This window comes from Acidimangrovimonas pyrenivorans (genome assembly GCF_042643245.1).
GTDB lineage: Bacteria > Pseudomonadota > Alphaproteobacteria > Rhodobacterales > Rhodobacteraceae > Acidimangrovimonas > Acidimangrovimonas pyrenivorans.
On the sequence record NZ_JBHRSK010000004.1, the window covers coordinates 996,111 to 1,010,684 of the forward strand.

The following is a 14,574-nucleotide window of genomic DNA, read 5'->3' on the forward strand; positions in this document are numbered from 1 at the left end:
CTGCGATCAGGTCCGGGCGAGCGCGGCCTTCCGCGTCCGCGCCAAGCTGCCGCGGCGGGCGAGATGCCCGCCGTCAGGCCCTTCCGCACTCCGAACCAGGGAAACGCACCCGCATGACTGCTTCCTCCACCAACGAGCCGCTATACGATATAGCGCAGGCGCCCGACGCCGCCGTCTACAACCGTGTGCCCCAGGTCACCTGGGATTTCTGGGTGATCAAGCTGCTCGCCGTCACCGTCGGCGAGACCGCGGCCGACTTCATCAACCAGTCGCTGGGCCTCGGCCTGTCGATGACCTCGCTTCTGATGAGCGGCCTGCTGGTCGCCGCGCTAGTCTGGCAATTCGCCCAGAAACGCTATGTGCCGATGGTCTACTGGCTGTCGGTCGTGCTGATCAGCGTCGTCGGCACGCTGATCTCGGATAACCTCGTCGACAATCTCGGCTATGCGCTAAGCACCACGACGACGGTCTTCGGCATCGCCCTCGCCGCGGTGTTCATCGCCTGGTATGCGGTCGAGAAGACGCTCTCGATCCATTCGATCTTCACCTTCCGGCGCGAAGCCTTCTACTGGCTCGCCATCCTCTTCACATTCGCGCTCGGCACGTCGGCGGGCGACCAGCTGTCAGAAGGCCTTCACCTGGGTTACCTGCTGTCCGCCTTCATCTATGCCGGGGTCATCGCGGCGATCGCCGGGGTGTTCTTCGCAGGCAAGATGAACGGGATTCTTGCCTTCTGGCTGTGCTACATCCTGACCCGGCCGGCCGGCGCCTCGATCGGCGACTATCTCTCGCAACCCGTCCCGGATGGCGGGCTTGGCCTTGGCACCGTGATCACCAGCCTGATCTTTCTGACCGCGATCGCGGCAACGGTCGTCTATATGACGATCAGCCATGACGGCGACGAAGTCATGGCGGGCAAGGCGCGCTGAACCAGCCCCGGCACGCGCCGGGTGTCTCCACGCGCCCCACGGCCCGGGCATTGGCCCGGACCGTGAACTCTTACCATTTTGTAAGCTCACGCCCTCTTCATCTCGCGGGTGCAGAAACTCGGATAGGCAAGGCGCCTCGACATGAACACCCGTCCCCGGGGTCAGACTGAAAGGGACCATTGCCAATGACCGAGACCCTCCATGCGTTCGCGACCGCCCCCCGCCGCAGCCCCTTCTCGAAAGTCCCCGAGGTGACGGCGATCTTCTGGGTCGTGAAGATCCTGACCACCGGCATGGGCGAGACCACCTCCGATTTCCTCGCCCACCACATCTATCCGCCCATCGCCGTCCTCATCGGCCTGGTCGGCCTCGTCGCGGCGATGGCCCTGCAACTGGCGGCACCGCGCTACAACGCCTGGAGCTACTGGCTGGCGATGGTCATGGTCAGCGTCTTCGGCACCATGGCCGCGGATGTCCTGCATGTCGGGTTCGGCATCCCCTACATCGCCTCGACGATGTTCTTCGCCCTGTCGCTGGCAGTCATCTTCTGGCTCTGGCACAGGACCGAGGGCACCCTTGCCATCCACTCGATCCATTCCCACCGGCGCGAGCTGTTCTACTGGGCCACGGTGCTCGCGACCTTCGCGCTGGGAACCGCCGCCGGCGACATGACGGCGACCAGCCTCGGCCTCGGCTACCTCGATTCCGGTTTCCTGTTCGCCGGGGTGATCGCTCTGCCGGCGCTGGCCTTCTGGAAACTCGGCCTGCCGGAGGTGCCCGCCTTCTGGTTCGCCTATATCGTCACCCGCCCACTGGGCGCCTCCTTCGCGGACTGGATGGGGGTGAACCACCAGCGCGGCGGCCTCGACTGGGGCACGGGGCCAGTCAGTCTTGGCCTTTTCGCGCTGATCGTGGTCTTGGTGGGCTATCTCGCGCTGACGCGCTCCGATGTCGAGCCGGAGACACATTGATCAGGCCAAGAGGTCAGCCGCGACACGTCCGTTCGCATGGGGAGGCGGGAGGCCGTTGTTGCGGCCTGCGCAAAAGTGTGTCGGCACATCTGTCCGCTTCGTCCACGATGCCGCCGTTCTCGTCCAACCTAATCGCCTGGCGCTCCGCCGGGCAGCCGCCGCCAAAGCACAGCCCTACATCAGCTTCTCCGGCAACCAGGTCACGATCGATGGCATCGCGACAAGCAGAACAAGCGTCAAGAGCATCAGCACGACATAGGGGGTCGCGCCCCGGATGATGCGCCCCATCGGCGCATTGGTGATCGCCTTCAAGGTGAAAAGGTTCATCCCGACCGGCGGAGTGATCAGCGCCACCTCGAGGTTCACGACCAGCAGAACGCCATACCAGACCGGATCGATCCCCAGCTGCATCAGCGCGGGCAGGACAATCGGCGCGGTGATCAGGATAATCGCGATGCTCTCGAGGAACATCCCGAGCACCACGATCATCGCCATCATCAGCAGCACGAAGGCCGTGGGGCCAACATCCGCGGCAACCAATTGCCCGACGATCTGCTGCGGCACCCGCATCTTGGTGAGCACATGCGAGAAAACGGTAGCGCCGGCGAGGATCATGAACAGCAGGCCCGACATCCGGGCGGCCTCGGTCGCAGCATCCCAAATCTCGCGCAGCCCCACCGTGCGATAAATGAAGACGGTGATTAGGAGCGCCAGCCACGCGCCCGCCGCCGCCGCCTCGGTCGCAGTGAAGACCCCCAGATACATGCCGCCCAGCACGAAGACCGGAAGTGCTCCGGCCCAAAGCGACTTCCGCGTTGCGCGGACCATCTCGGACACGCTTGCGATCGGCTCCCGCTGCATGTTGCCCGAGAGTGCGGCGCGCAGCGAGGCCCAGAGGATGAACACCCCGGCCATGAGCACGCCCGGCATCATGCCTCCCAAGAACAGCTTGCCGATCGAGGTATCGGTCGATACGCCGTAGAGGATCATGGGCCCTGACGGCGGAATGAGGATTCCCAGCGTGCCACCTGCGGCCACGACGCCATAGGCGAGCTTCTCGTCATAGCCGAAACGTAGCATCTGCGGGATCGCCACGGCGCCGATGGTCAACGCCGTCGCGACGCTCGAGCCAGAAATCGCCGCGAACAGGGTGCAGGCGAGGATCGTGGCGATGGCGAGGCCGCCGGGCAGGTGCCGGGTGAAGGTGTAGGCCGTGTCGTAGATGTCGTCCACGACCCTCCCCTTGATCATGATATGGGCCATGAAACCAAAGAGCGGGATCGAGACCAGGAGGTAGCGGTTCACCTCGTTGAAGATCACGTCCGAGACCGCCCCGACGCCGCCCTGGAACAGGTAGAGGAGCGCCGCACCGTAGATCGTGAGACCGGCGAAGATCGGCACGCCGGTGAACAGCAGCGCCAGAAGCGTCACGAGGATGAAGATGATGATCATCGCGCACGCCCCCAATCATCGATCGCGGTCCATATCTGCGAAAGCGCGCAAAGCCCCAGCATCGCCCCGCCAAACGGCAGGAGCAGTTGCAGCATCCAGATCGGCAGTTCCAGCGATCCGTCGGTAACCTGCCCGATCATCTTCGACAGCATCACCGTCTTCCAGCCGTTACCGATCAGCAGCGCCGCGACGGCAAGCACCGCGAGTCCCGACCAGATCCGCACGGCCAGACGTGCCCGGCCCTTCAGAGTGCCGGTCAGAATGTCCACCTCGACATGGCCGCCAGCGAGCAGGACACGGGGCGCGGCCAGCATTACCACCGCCGAAAGCGACAGCGAAACCACCTCGCCCGTCCAGTCCAACGGGTGGGCGAAGACGTAGCGCATCAGCACCCCGAAACCGACGAGGCACAGATCCATCAGGATCAGCAAAGTCGCCCCTACCATGCACAGATCGGCGAGCATGCGGACTGCGCGCGCAAAGACGCGCAGCCCGCGAGACCGCCCTTCGGAAGCCTCGGTCAGGTCCTGCATTGACCGATCACATCTTGCCCACGAGATCGAGGAGCTTCTTGCCCTCGTCGCCAGCCTTCTCGACAAACGCAGCTTCGACGGCGGGCTGCATCGCAGCCTTGAGCGCGGCCGTCTCATCGGGCGTCAGAACACGGGCATCCATGCCGACTCCGGTGAGGTTGTCGATCTTCTTCGGATCGACGGAGTCGGTCGGGGTGATGGAATCCGCCACCGCGGTGGCGGCGGCCTTCTCGATCCCCTTCTGCACGTCGGCGGGCAGACCGTTGAACCAGGCCGGATTCACCACGAGGTTATCGAAGGCGACGAAGATCGGCGTGGCGCGGCCGTATTTCTGCACCTCGTAGAACTTGCGCGAATAGGCAGCCGCAACGCCGGTGACGCCAGCATCGACCACGCCGGTCTGCAGCGCCTGATAGGTTTCCGAGCCGGGCATCACGACAGTGGTCGCGCCCATCGCCTTCAGCCCCGCGTCGAAGATCGGCGTCAGACCGCGAATCTTCACGCCCTTGAAATCGGACGGCTTTTCGAGCGGATGGCCGTTCGAAGTGAAGATCAGGTCGTTGGTATCGACCATCCATGCAATGTTCTTCACGCCCTTCTTCAGCATCTTCTCATCGAGGAACTTCGCCGCGTCCGAGGCGATGAACGCCTTCTGGTCCTTCGGCGAGGAGATCAGATAGGGGATCAGCGCCACCGACATCTCGGGCAGCGTGCCGCCCCATTGCAGGTTGAGGATCACCGCGCTTTCGATCTCGCCCGAGGCGACCGCGGCGAGGTGCTGCTTCGGATTGTAGAGCTGCGCGCCGCCGAACAGCTGGACCTCGACCTTGCCGTCGGTGTCCTTTGCCACGTCCTTGGCGAATTGCTCCAGCCGCTTCGCAGAGGGGTGCGAGGGCGGGAACTGGTGGCTCAGCCGCATCGTGTATTCGGCTGCCCAGCTGGATGTGCCGATCAGCGCAATCGCTGCAGCGGCAACAAAGCTCTTCAGGTTGATCGTCATGGTCTCCTCCCGTTGACGTTTCGTTTCTATGCATTCAGGCTTGGGTCAGAACTTCCGGCAATCCGGCCCGGGCCAAGGCGCCGTGCACCTTTTCATTTGGCATCGCCGCCTCGAGCACCGAACGCGCCTCCCCCAGCGCGGCAATGTCGATGCCGGTGTCGAATCCCATGGTCCGGCACAGGAAGGCCAGATCCTCGAAAACGGCGTTCCCGGTCGCGCCCGGGGCGAAGGGACAGCCCCCGAGCCCGGCGAGCGACGCGTCGAGGATCCTGACCCCTTCGCCCAGGGCCGCCGCCGCATTGGCCAGCGCCAGCCCTCGGGTGTCGTGGAAATGCATCGCCACCGGCACGTCGCCCAGCAACGCGCGGGCTTCGCGCGCGAGATGCGCCACCTGGGCCGGGCCGGCCCATCCCACCGTGTCCGCGATCGCGATGACGTCGGCGCCGGCCTCGGCCGCGCCCTCCACCATGCGCAACACCTCTTTCGGCTCGACCTCTCCGGCCAGTGTGCAGCCGAAAGCCATCGCGACACCGACGGTCAGGACCGGCGGATCGGTCCGGCCTGCGCGGCGCTGCGCATCGATCCGGCGTGCCATCTCCAGCGCCTCGGTGCGCGAGCGCCGCGTATTCGCCTCGCTGTGCGCCTCGGTCGCCGAAACCACGAACATGATCTCGTCCACCGGGGTTTCCAGAGCATCGGCGACGCCGCGTTCGTTCAAGGTCAGGGCGGCAGAAAAGGCACCGTCCAGTCCGGAGACCGTCGCGATCATCTCGCGCAGGTCGGCGAACTGCGGAAAACGCGCTGCCGGCAGAAAGGAGCCGACCTCGAAATGCCGCACCCCTGCACGATGCTCAAGTGCAAGCCACTCATTCTTCTGCGCCGTGGTGGGCCAGGATTGCACGAGCTGCAGCCCGTCGCGCAGTCCCACCTCGCGCAGGACGACCTTGTCTTTGGGATACAGGCGCTCCGCCAGGGTCATGCCGCATCCCTTTCGCTGCCCGTGGCACGGCCGATCTGCGCCGCCGATAGCCCCAGGGCAGTCAACACAACCTTGGAGTCGCGTCCGACCTCGGGCACATCGCCGCCGCCCGGCAGCATCTCGCCATCCACTTCGAACGGCAGGCCTGGCGCGCGGAAAGTGCCATCACCATAATGCGATACGGCCAACCCGCCAGGCCGCATGACATGCGGGTCGTCATACATGTCGCAGGGCTTGGCAATCGGCGAGAACGGCAAGCCCGCCGCCTCGAGCCTTGGCGCGAGGTCCTCGACCCGCCACTCGGCGATCTTCTCGGCGATCCGCGGAATGGTCCAGTTGCGGGCCTCGATTTGATCCATGCGGGTCTCGAGCCGAGGATCACCGAGTAGCTCCTCAAGCCCCAGAAGCCGACAGATCGCCTCCCATTGTCCCTCGGTGACGGCACCGACGAAAACCTGGCGCCCCTCCGCATCGTGGAAGATGTCGTAGACTGGCCAAGAGAACTCGCGCTCTGGCATCGGCGGCGGGTTCTTGCCCTCCAACTCGAACTGAACCATGTGCTGGGCGACCAGCAGCAGGCAATTCTCGAACAGCCCGATGCGAAGCTCGCGCCCCTTTCCCGTGCGCCCCCGCTCCATCAGGGCCGCCAGAACCGAGAAGGCGGCGAAGAGCCCGCCCATTATGTCGTTCGCCGACGACCCCACCCTCAAAGGGCGCCCCGTCGGTCCGGTCATGTAGGCCAGCCCGGTCATCATCTGGACAACTTCGTCGAGCGCCGTGCGGTTCTCGTAGGGCCCCGACAAGAAGCCTTTGCAATGCGCCACGACGAGCCCCGGGAACTCCTTGCGCAGTGCGGCGCGGCCTATGCCCGCCTTGTCCAGCGCAGCGTCTCGGAAGTTCTCCACAAAGACATCTGCGGTCGCGAGCAATGCGCGAAGGGCATCGCGCCCATCCTCGGTCTTGACGTCCAGCGTCACCGACTTCTTGCCGCGATTGAACAGCGGGAACATCGGCCGCCCCATCCCGGTCAAATGACGCGTCTTGTCACCCTTGGGCGGCTCGACCTTGATCACCTCGGCCCCGAGGTTGGCCAGGAACATGCCGCAGGACGGCCCCATGATCATGTGGCTCATCTCGACGACACGGATACCGGCGAGCGGCGCGAACTGATCTGGCATGACGGTCCTCCCTTGCCCCAGTCATAGACCTGTTCCCGCCATCGATATATTATATAGTTTGTGACGCTGATCTCGATATTTTGGAGAACACATGGATTTCCGGCAATTGCGGGTCTTCGTCGCGATTTTCGAGGCCGGGAGCATTGTCGGCGCCGCGGAAGTCCTGCGTTCGGCGCCATCTGTTCTGGCCCATCATCTTCGCAACCTCGAGTCCCGCGCCGGCGGCCCCCTGTTCGAGCGTCGCTCGCGAGGCGTCGAACCGACCGAGCTTGGGCAGCGCCTCTATGTGCACGCGCGCGACATCCTGCGCGCCGTGGACCTTGCAGAACACGACCTCCGCGATGCCCGCGCGGAAATCTCTGGAAAAGTGGTGCTCAGCCTTGCGTATTCCGCGCTTCATGCAATTGGCCCGGCTGTGCTCGACGCAGTGATCGAGCGCCATCCGCGGATCGTGCTCGACATCGTTTCCACCGTCTCCGGCGCGACCTTCGACCAAATCGCGGCAAGCGGTATCGACCTCGCTGTTGCCTACAATCCAAGCCGGGATGCCAAGCTGAAGCTGACCCCGCTGCTGGAAGAGGATTCCATGGCCATTGGGAAGCCGGAAATCCTGCGGGAGACCGAGGAGGACTTGTTGCTCTGCGATTTTCTGGAAATGCCCTATATCCTGCCACGTAAGGGCGCGCGCGGCCGCGCGGTCACTGACGATCCCGAACATCAGCGCCTGCTGGAGGCACATGCTCGCATGTTCACAGACGGCGTTGATGCGGCGGTGCAATTTGCCGTCGCAGGGCACGGCTGTATGATCGCCAGCGCGCTCTATTCCGAGCGTCTGCTTACCGGGCGCGGTCTCATCGGACGTCGGCTAATCGACCCCCGGATCACAAGGACCCTCTTTCTATGCGAACGCAAAGACGCGCCGTCCAGTAGAGCGATCGGTGCTGTCCGGGAGATCGTGGTCGAAAAGATCACTGAGGTGATCAGAAATGAAACCTGGCCCTGCCGCGAAGTCAGTGGCTTACGAACCGCGATGCCCCGTGATTGCGCTGACTAGTCCCCCTGTTGTGCGGAACGCCCCGCGCACAACACCTGATCGCGCAGTCAGAGCTTTTCGCCACCGGCCGGCACGCGGTCCAGGGCGACCTTGGAGCGACCCTGCTTGAGCCCTTGTCGATCGTCGCCACCCGGCGGGGTGCGCAGTTCGGTCTTGCCTACGACTTCGCGCAGGTCTTTCGGAACACGATGCGAGCATGAGACCGCCCGGATCGGTTCACCAAGTGCCGAGCTCCACCTGCCATGACGCCCCCGCTTGTAGCCAAGACTGTATCCTTGCAACGGGCAAGCGGCCCTGGGCGCGAGGCTATTATTTGTTTTCAAAGGGATAAGGTGGTGGGTGATGAGAGACTCGAACTCCCGACATCCTCGGTGTAAACGAGGCGCTCTACCAACTGAGCTAATCACCCCCCGCGCGCCTAATAGACCGGAGCCCGCATCGGGCGCAAGCCCGTGCGCGCCGGCTGGCGTCAGCGGAACGGCGACAGCCGGCGGGCCAGCGCGCGCAGGTCGGCGCGCAGCGCGGCGGCGGTGAGATGCGGCAGCGCCGTGCGCAGCCGCAGCAGGCGGTAGAGGGCCAGTGCGACATAGGCGTCGAGGAAGCCGGCGAAGACAACGTCGGAGAGGAAATGCCCGCCGACCGCCACCCGCAGCCCGGCGCCGAGGGCGAAGAACAGCCCCAGGCCGGCGGCGAAGGCCGGGCGCCGGCGGCGCGCGACAAGCGGCCAGAGCAGCACGCAGGCGACCAGCGCCACCATCGCCGCCCCCGCCGCCTCGCCCGAGACGAAGGAGCAGTTGCGGTGGCAGGCGTCGGAGATCTGCCAGGCCGGCGTGAACTGCGCCGCGCCGCCGAACTCGGTCACCTGCCACGGCCGCGCCCGGCCCCAATGGGCCTTGAACAGCGCGTTGACCAGCAGCGCCGGGCCGATCAGGAAGCCGAGCACGCCAAAGCCCCAGATCCGCGCCGGCACCTGCCGCGCCCGGCCCAGCAGCAGCGAGGCCGCCAGCGCCAGGCAAAGGCCGAGGAAGACGACATAGGAGCCGGTCCAGTAGACCTGCCGCAGCGCCTCCATCAGTGGCAGCCGGCCGAGCGGGAAGCCGATGCCGGGGCGGTAGAACAGAGCCGAGACCCAAAGGTCGATCCATGGCGCGGCGGCGAAGAGCGCCTGGCTCAGCGCCAGTGCCGCGGTCAGGGACAGGGTCAGGCGCGTCTGCTGCGCGCCGCCCATCCCGGCGTCAATCCTCGTCGCGGGCACAGCGCGCCGGCACCTTGTAGAGCGCGATGCGCAAGCCGCGATAGGCGCCGACCTGCGGCGTGGTCTCGGCCTGCGGCTTCTCGTCGGGGTCGCAGGCCAGCTGGCCCTCACCGGTCTGGACCAGCAGCACCTCTCCCGTCATCTCGTCGGGGAACGGGTGGGTCAGCTCGTAATGGTCCTGCGGCGGGCCGTCGGGATCGGTGGAATAGAAGCGCAGCCCGCTGTCGCGGCCGCTATAGAACAGGTCGGCCAGGATATCGCGGCGCGAGGCGACGACGGTGCTCACGCCGACCTTCTGCGCCTCGGCGATGATCCAGTCGGACAGGGCGGCGCGGCCGAGATAGCGGTGCATGGCGTAGCGGCCGTCGCGCATCACCACCGCCTCGGGCCAGATCGTCATCGCCGGCAGCGCCAGGCAGACGGCGGCGTTGATCGCGATCGCCGCCAGCTTGGGAAAGCGCCCGGCCCGGGCGAAGACCAGCACCGTGCCTGCCAGGTAGGCCGCCGCCGCCCAGTTGGCATAGGCCCGCGACAGCAGCGCCTGGACGCAGATGATGGCGAGGATCGGCAGCGAGAAGGCCAGCAGCAGCCGGCCCTTCTGGCCCAGGTGGCCCCGCCTGCCCGGTCCCAACGCCCGCAGCGCGATCAGCAGCAGCAGGGCGAAGACCACCGGCCCGACCACGGCGAACTGGTTGGCCAGGAACTCGGCCAGCTTATCCCAGTGCAGCCCGGCCCGCTTGGCCGGCGCCTTGACCCAGCCGATATTGTGCTCGGTGTGATAGAGCGTCGGGAAGCCCATCAGCGCGTTCCAGATCACGTTGGGCGACAGGGTGAGCAGGAAGGCGAGCAGGCCGAGCCCGGCCGCCCGCCGGCTCGGCCGCAGCGCCGGCGCGACCAGCGCGGCGATCCCGGCGCAGATCAGGTAGTAGACGGCGGCGTATTTCGCCATGAAGCCCAGCCCGAGCGCGAGGCCGCAGGCCAGCGCCAGCCCGGTTTCGTGCCGCCGGTCCGGAGCGGGCCGCTCGCCCAGCCGCAGCCACAGCAGCAGCGCCAGCGCCAGGAACGGGAACATGATCGTGTCGGTCGAGATCGTCAGGCTGGCCAGCGCCACCATCGGCAGGGTGATGTAGCCCGCCGCCACCCAGACCGCCGCCCGCCGGCCGTAGAGCCGCGCCGCGACGGCGCCGAGCAGCAGCGCGGTGGCCCCGTGGAACAGCGGTCCCGGCAGCCGGACCCAGAACTGGCCGTCCGAGCCCGCCAGCGTGGTGAAGGCCCGGATCACCCAGCCGATCAGCGGCGGCTTGGAATAGTAGCCGAAGGCCAGCTCCTGACCCCAGAACCAGTATTGGGTCTCGTCGACGAAGAGATCGGCACGATTGAAGGCCAGCAGCAGGATGCGCAGCGCGGTGACGGCGCCGACCACCGCCAGCGCCGGCCCGAGCCAGCCGGCCCGCTCAGACGCTGTTGCGCTTGCGCTCGGCATGGATCAGCCACAGGTTCCGGGCATAGATCACGATCCCCATCGACTGGCCCAGCATGAAGACCGGATCGCGGCGATAGATCGCGTAGGTCAGCAGGATCAGCCCGCCGCCGATCGAGAAATACCAGAACATCACCGGCACGACCGAGCGCCGGACGCGTTCCGAGGCGATCCATTGCACCAGGAAGCGGGCGGTGAACATCAACTGGCCGCAGAGCCCGACCATCACCCAGGTGAATTCGCCCAGGCTGTCGACGTCGAACCATTCAAGCAGACTGTGAATCACGTGCCGCCCCCCGCTCTGGTTCCGGCCTTGCCCGGGCGCCGCTCCTCGCTCGGACGCGCCTTCTTGCGCCGGCGGATCAGCCAGGCGACGCCGGCGAGGTCGGAGATTCCGACCAGCGCGCGCTGGAAATTGTTGTATTTCGACCGTCCGGTCTCGCGTTCCCGATGCGCCACGTCGACCAGCACCACCTCCCAGCCGTCGCGCTTGGCCAGCGCCGGCAGGTAGCGGTGCATGTGGTCGAAATAGGGAAAGGCCAAGAAGGCCTCGCGGCGGAAGCCCTTGAGGCCGCAGCCGGTGTCGCGCGTCCCGTCCTTCAGGATGCGCTTGCGCAGCCCGTTGGCGAAGCGCGAGGCCAGCCGCTTCGACAGCGTGTCCTGGCGCTTGACCCGCTGGCCGGCGACCAGCCCGACATTGCCGGTGGCGTCCTCGAGCAACGGCCGGAACAGCTTGGGCAGTTCCGAGGGCGGGTTCTGGCCGTCGCCGTCCAGCGTGCAGCAGATCGGTGCCTCGGCCGCCAGCACGCCGCTATGGACCGCCGCGCTCTGGCCGCCGGCCTTGCGGTGGCGGATCAGGCGCAGCATCGGCACCGTCGCCATCAGGGCGCGCAGCCGCTCGGCAGTGTCGTCGGTCGAGCCGTCGTCGACGGCGATGATCTCGAAATCGGGCAGCTCGGCGCAGGCCGCGGCGATGCCCTCGATCAGCGGGGCGGCGGCCTCGGCCTCGTTATGCATGGGAATCACGATGGCGACTGATTTCACCGCACGGCCCGTCCTGTTTCGTCCGTTCGACTGCGCCCCCTCTACGGCGCGCCGGCGGGGGTGTCAATCGACCGGCCCCCGATCGCGAGGCGGCGGCGCCGATTGGCCGAGGCTGTGGCGTCGGCGCCGTGCCGGGGCCGCTTTGGCCTGAGCCGCAGGGCGGCGCGCGCTCTCTCGCTGCAGCTCGATCCGCCGGGTGCGCGCGGCAAACGCGCGGGGCGAACCCCTGCCCTGCCGACGTCGTGCCAGGTGGGAAGGTCGGAAAACTGCTCGGGCCGACAGGTCTTCGCCCCGCCCCGCCTCAACGCGCCCAGAGCCAGTCCTGCCGACCGTCCGCGACCCGGGCCACCAGCCCCTGGCCACCGCCGGGGGAGGTCATCCGGGCCGGATCGCCCCCGGTCAGGGCGGCGCGCAGGAAGCGCGAGGTGATACCGTGGGTGACGACGACGGTCGGCCGGCGCAACTCGGACAGGAAGGCGGCGCAGCGCGCGGTGATCGCGGCCACGCCCTCGCCGCCCGGGGCGCTGTCGTACCAGTCGAGCAGCCGCTCCTCGTCATAGCCGGCCCCGGGCCAGCGCGCGGCGACCTCGTCGCGGCTCAGCCCCTGCCAGTCGCCCATGTGGATCTCGGCCAGCCGCGCATCGGGCCGCGCCGCGGCCAGCCCCTCGAGCGCCAGTTCGGCGGTGTGGCGGGCCCGGCCGAGCGGGCTGGTGAAGAAATCCCATTCGGCCGTCACCCCCTCGGCGCGCAGGATTTTCCCCTGTTCGACCGCCTGGGCCCGGCCGCGGGCGGTCAGCGGCGAATCGAGCTGGCCCTGCATCCGGCCGTCGCGGTTCCAGGTCGTCTGGCCGTGGCGCAGGATCAGCAGCAGCGGCGTCTCAGTCATCGAGGCTCTCCCGCTCCTCCGGCCGGCCGAGCCAGCGCCGCGGCCCGGCGCCGTTGGCCCCCAGCCGGTCGTCGGCATTGTAGAGCGGGCAGTTGGTGAGCGACAGGCAGCCGCAACCGACGCAATGGCCCATCTGGTCGCGCAGCCGCTGCATCAGCTCGATGCGTTCGTCCAGCATCGCCTGCCAGGGCTCGGCCGCCGCCGCCCAGTCGGCGGCGCTGACGGCGCGGTCGCGCGGGATGCGGTCGAGCACGGTGCGGATCTCGGCCAAAGGCACGCCGACCGACTGGGCGACGCGGACGATCGCCACCCGGCGCAGCTCGCGCCGGTCGTAGCGGCGATGGTTGGCCGGCGTGCGCCAGCTTTCGATCAGGCCCTCGGCCTCGTAGTAATGCAGCGTCGAGACCGGCACGCCGGCCCGGGCCGCCATCTCGCCGACGCTCAGATCGTTGGGGCGTGCCCTCACCCGTGCCATCGCCATACCTCAAGCAAACTTCAGGTGCCAACCCTCCCAGTTCGCGCCGTTTTGCGCAAGTCCAGACATGCGAAGGGGGCGACATGCGAAGGGGGCGGAGGGGCCGCACCCGACCTCCGCCCCCTGTGGCATCCTGGGAGCCGGACCTCAGTCCAGCTCGCCGGATTCGCGCAGCCGCTCGATCCCGTCGGCGATATAGGTCGACACCAAGGGCTTGCTGAGCAGGTAGCTGCTCGCCATCCCGGTGTGACGCTCGCGCGCCAGGGACAACAGATCGTCCCATTCCTCGGGATCGGAATCGCCGCGGCCGATCCAGAACAGGGCGATGAGCGCATCCTGCTGCTCGTCGTTCATGCTCTCGATCTCCTGGGTGATCTCGTCTTCGGTCAGATCGCCCTCGACCTCCTGCAAGGTCTCCTCGACCTCGTCATCCGAGGGGTTGCCGCCCGCATCGGGAATATCGGTCCCCTCCTTCGCCATGACAGCGTTCAGACGCAGAAGCAGGGCGTCCAGTTCGGTAGATTCAAAGGGAAGCGTGGCCATATCTATCTCTCCCGTCCTTCCTTCTTATATGTAATGTTTTCGCCCGCATTCCATTGATTTAGATCACGTGGCGCGGCTTTTTCGCGCGTTTGCGCCCCAGGCCGGCGGCAGGCCTTGCGACAGCGCGCGCGGGCGGGCAGAACAGGGCCATGACCGGGCTTGAGAAACTCCCCGCGCTGTTAGCGGCGCAGGACTGGGCGGGCGCAGAGAAGCTGCTGCGCCGGGCCGCGCGGGCGCGCAAGGCCGATGCCTCGGTGCTCTACAATCTCGGCCGGGTGCTGATCGAACGCGGCGACTGGCGCGGCGCGCTGAGCTGGCTGAAGAAGGCGGTGGCGGCGAAGCCGACCCACGCCCATGCCTGGTTCGAGATCGGCCGCTGCGCGCTGGAAACCGGCGACCTGGCGCTGGCCTGCAAGGGGTTCGAAAGGGCGCTGGCGCTCGATCCATCGGACGCGGACGCGCGGCGCAATCTCGGCCGGGTGGCGCTGCGGCTGGGGCGCTACGAGCTGGCACGGGAAGCCTGGGCGCCGCTCGACGGCCAGGACGCCGAGGCGGACGCGGCGCTCTACCGCGTCGCCGCCGAGACCCGGTCGCCCGAGGCGGAAGCGCGGCGCGTGGCCCTGCTCGCCCGGCCGGAGGCGCGGGCGCTGGCGATCACCACGCTGGGCCGGGTGTCGAAGGGCAAGCTGCCGTTGAATTTGCGGGGCTGACCCTGTTTCGCCCGGCGGCACGCCGGGTGGTGCCTTCTACACGATTGCACCTTGTCCCGAGAAGCGCGCCCGGCCCGGGGTGGGC

16 protein-coding genes and 1 tRNA gene are annotated in these 14,574 nt (G+C 67.2%); 4 read left to right on the forward strand and 13 right to left on the reverse strand.

Annotation, left to right across the window (positions count from 1 at the left end; genetic code table 11):
* The first annotated feature begins 113 nt into the window (after nt 1–113).
* Nucleotides 114–929, forward strand: coding sequence for a COG4705 family protein (locus tag ACFOES_RS07730; protein ID WP_377832627.1), 816 nt, complete (start codon nt 114–116; stop codon nt 927–929).
* A gap of 185 nt (nt 930–1,114) precedes the next feature.
* On the forward strand, nt 1,115–1,900 hold the full coding sequence (locus ACFOES_RS07735) for a COG4705 family protein (RefSeq protein ID WP_377832628.1): 786 nt from the start codon (nt 1,115–1,117) through the stop codon (nt 1,898–1,900).
* Nucleotides 1,901–2,074: 174 nt separating this feature from the next.
* On the opposite strand, the gene ACFOES_RS07740 is transcribed toward ACFOES_RS07735, so the two are convergent.
* The 5 genes from ACFOES_RS07740 to ACFOES_RS07760 are packed head-to-tail and all read right to left on the reverse strand — an operon-like array spanning nt 2,075 to nt 7,042.
* On the reverse strand, nt 2,075–3,352 hold the full coding sequence (locus ACFOES_RS07740) for a TRAP transporter large permease (RefSeq protein ID WP_377832629.1): 1,278 nt from the start codon (nt 3,350–3,352) through the stop codon (nt 2,075–2,077).
* A complete protein-coding gene (locus tag ACFOES_RS07745; RefSeq protein WP_377832630.1) occupies nt 3,349–3,885 on the reverse strand; it encodes a TRAP transporter small permease in 537 nt (178 codons plus the stop codon). Before ACFOES_RS07745 ends, ACFOES_RS07740 begins: the two co-directional genes overlap by 4 nt.
* A gap of 7 nt (nt 3,886–3,892) precedes the next feature.
* A complete protein-coding gene (gene dctP, locus ACFOES_RS07750) occupies nt 3,893–4,885 on the reverse strand; it encodes a TRAP transporter substrate-binding protein DctP (protein WP_377832631.1) in 993 nt (330 codons plus the stop codon).
* Between the two features lie 34 nt (nt 4,886–4,919).
* Nucleotides 4,920–5,864: a hydroxymethylglutaryl-CoA lyase gene (locus ACFOES_RS07755; protein WP_377832632.1), complete on the reverse strand. Its 945-nt coding sequence runs from the start codon at nt 5,862–5,864 to the stop codon at nt 4,920–4,922.
* Nucleotides 5,861–7,042, reverse strand: coding sequence for a CaiB/BaiF CoA transferase family protein (locus tag ACFOES_RS07760; RefSeq protein WP_377832633.1), 1,182 nt, complete (start codon nt 7,040–7,042; stop codon nt 5,861–5,863). Before ACFOES_RS07760 ends, ACFOES_RS07755 begins: the two co-directional genes overlap by 4 nt.
* Nucleotides 7,043–7,133: 91 nt before the next feature.
* Between ACFOES_RS07760 and ACFOES_RS07765 the strand changes: the two genes are divergently transcribed.
* On the forward strand, nt 7,134–8,096 hold the full coding sequence (locus ACFOES_RS07765; protein ID WP_377832634.1) for a LysR family transcriptional regulator: 963 nt from the start codon (nt 7,134–7,136) through the stop codon (nt 8,094–8,096).
* Between the two features lie 333 nt (nt 8,097–8,429).
* Here the strand turns inward: ACFOES_RS07765 and ACFOES_RS07770 are convergent.
* The 8 genes from ACFOES_RS07770 to ACFOES_RS07805 form a co-directional block, all read right to left on the reverse strand.
* Nucleotides 8,430–8,505: transfer RNA gene (locus ACFOES_RS07770), tRNA-Val, on the reverse strand.
* A gap of 60 nt (nt 8,506–8,565) precedes the next feature.
* Nucleotides 8,566–9,324, reverse strand: coding sequence for a phosphatase PAP2 family protein (locus ACFOES_RS07775; RefSeq protein WP_377832635.1), 759 nt, complete (start codon nt 9,322–9,324; stop codon nt 8,566–8,568).
* Nucleotides 9,325–9,331: 7 nt separating this feature from the next.
* Nucleotides 9,332–10,834, reverse strand: a complete 1,503-nt coding sequence (locus tag ACFOES_RS07780; protein ID WP_377832636.1) for an ArnT family glycosyltransferase — start codon at nt 10,832–10,834, stop codon at nt 9,332–9,334.
* A complete protein-coding gene (locus tag ACFOES_RS07785; protein WP_377833015.1) occupies nt 10,806–11,057 on the reverse strand; it encodes a lipid-A-disaccharide synthase N-terminal domain-containing protein in 252 nt (83 codons plus the stop codon). The genes ACFOES_RS07780 and ACFOES_RS07785 overlap by 29 nt, the downstream gene beginning before the upstream one ends.
* Nucleotides 11,058–11,113: 56 nt before the next feature.
* Entirely contained in the window at nt 11,114–11,875 is a 762-nt protein-coding gene (locus ACFOES_RS07790) for a glycosyltransferase family 2 protein (protein ID WP_377832637.1), read from the reverse strand.
* Between the two features lie 301 nt (nt 11,876–12,176).
* Entirely contained in the window at nt 12,177–12,761 is a 585-nt protein-coding gene (locus ACFOES_RS07795; protein WP_377832638.1) for a histidine phosphatase family protein, read from the reverse strand.
* Complete coding sequence (gene soxR / locus ACFOES_RS07800) at nt 12,754–13,236, reverse strand: redox-sensitive transcriptional activator SoxR (RefSeq protein WP_377832639.1); 483 nt, start codon at nt 13,234–13,236, stop codon at nt 12,754–12,756. Before soxR ends, ACFOES_RS07795 begins: the two co-directional genes overlap by 8 nt.
* 147 nt (nt 13,237–13,383) lie before the next feature.
* Entirely contained in the window at nt 13,384–13,779 is a 396-nt protein-coding gene (locus ACFOES_RS07805; RefSeq protein ID WP_377832640.1) for a DUF3775 domain-containing protein, read from the reverse strand.
* Between the two features lie 149 nt (nt 13,780–13,928).
* On the opposite strand from ACFOES_RS07805, the gene ACFOES_RS07810 reads away from it, so the two are divergent.
* On the forward strand, nt 13,929–14,489 hold the full coding sequence (locus tag ACFOES_RS07810; RefSeq protein WP_377832641.1) for a tetratricopeptide repeat protein: 561 nt from the start codon (nt 13,929–13,931) through the stop codon (nt 14,487–14,489).
* Nucleotides 14,490–14,574: the final 85 nt, after the last annotated feature.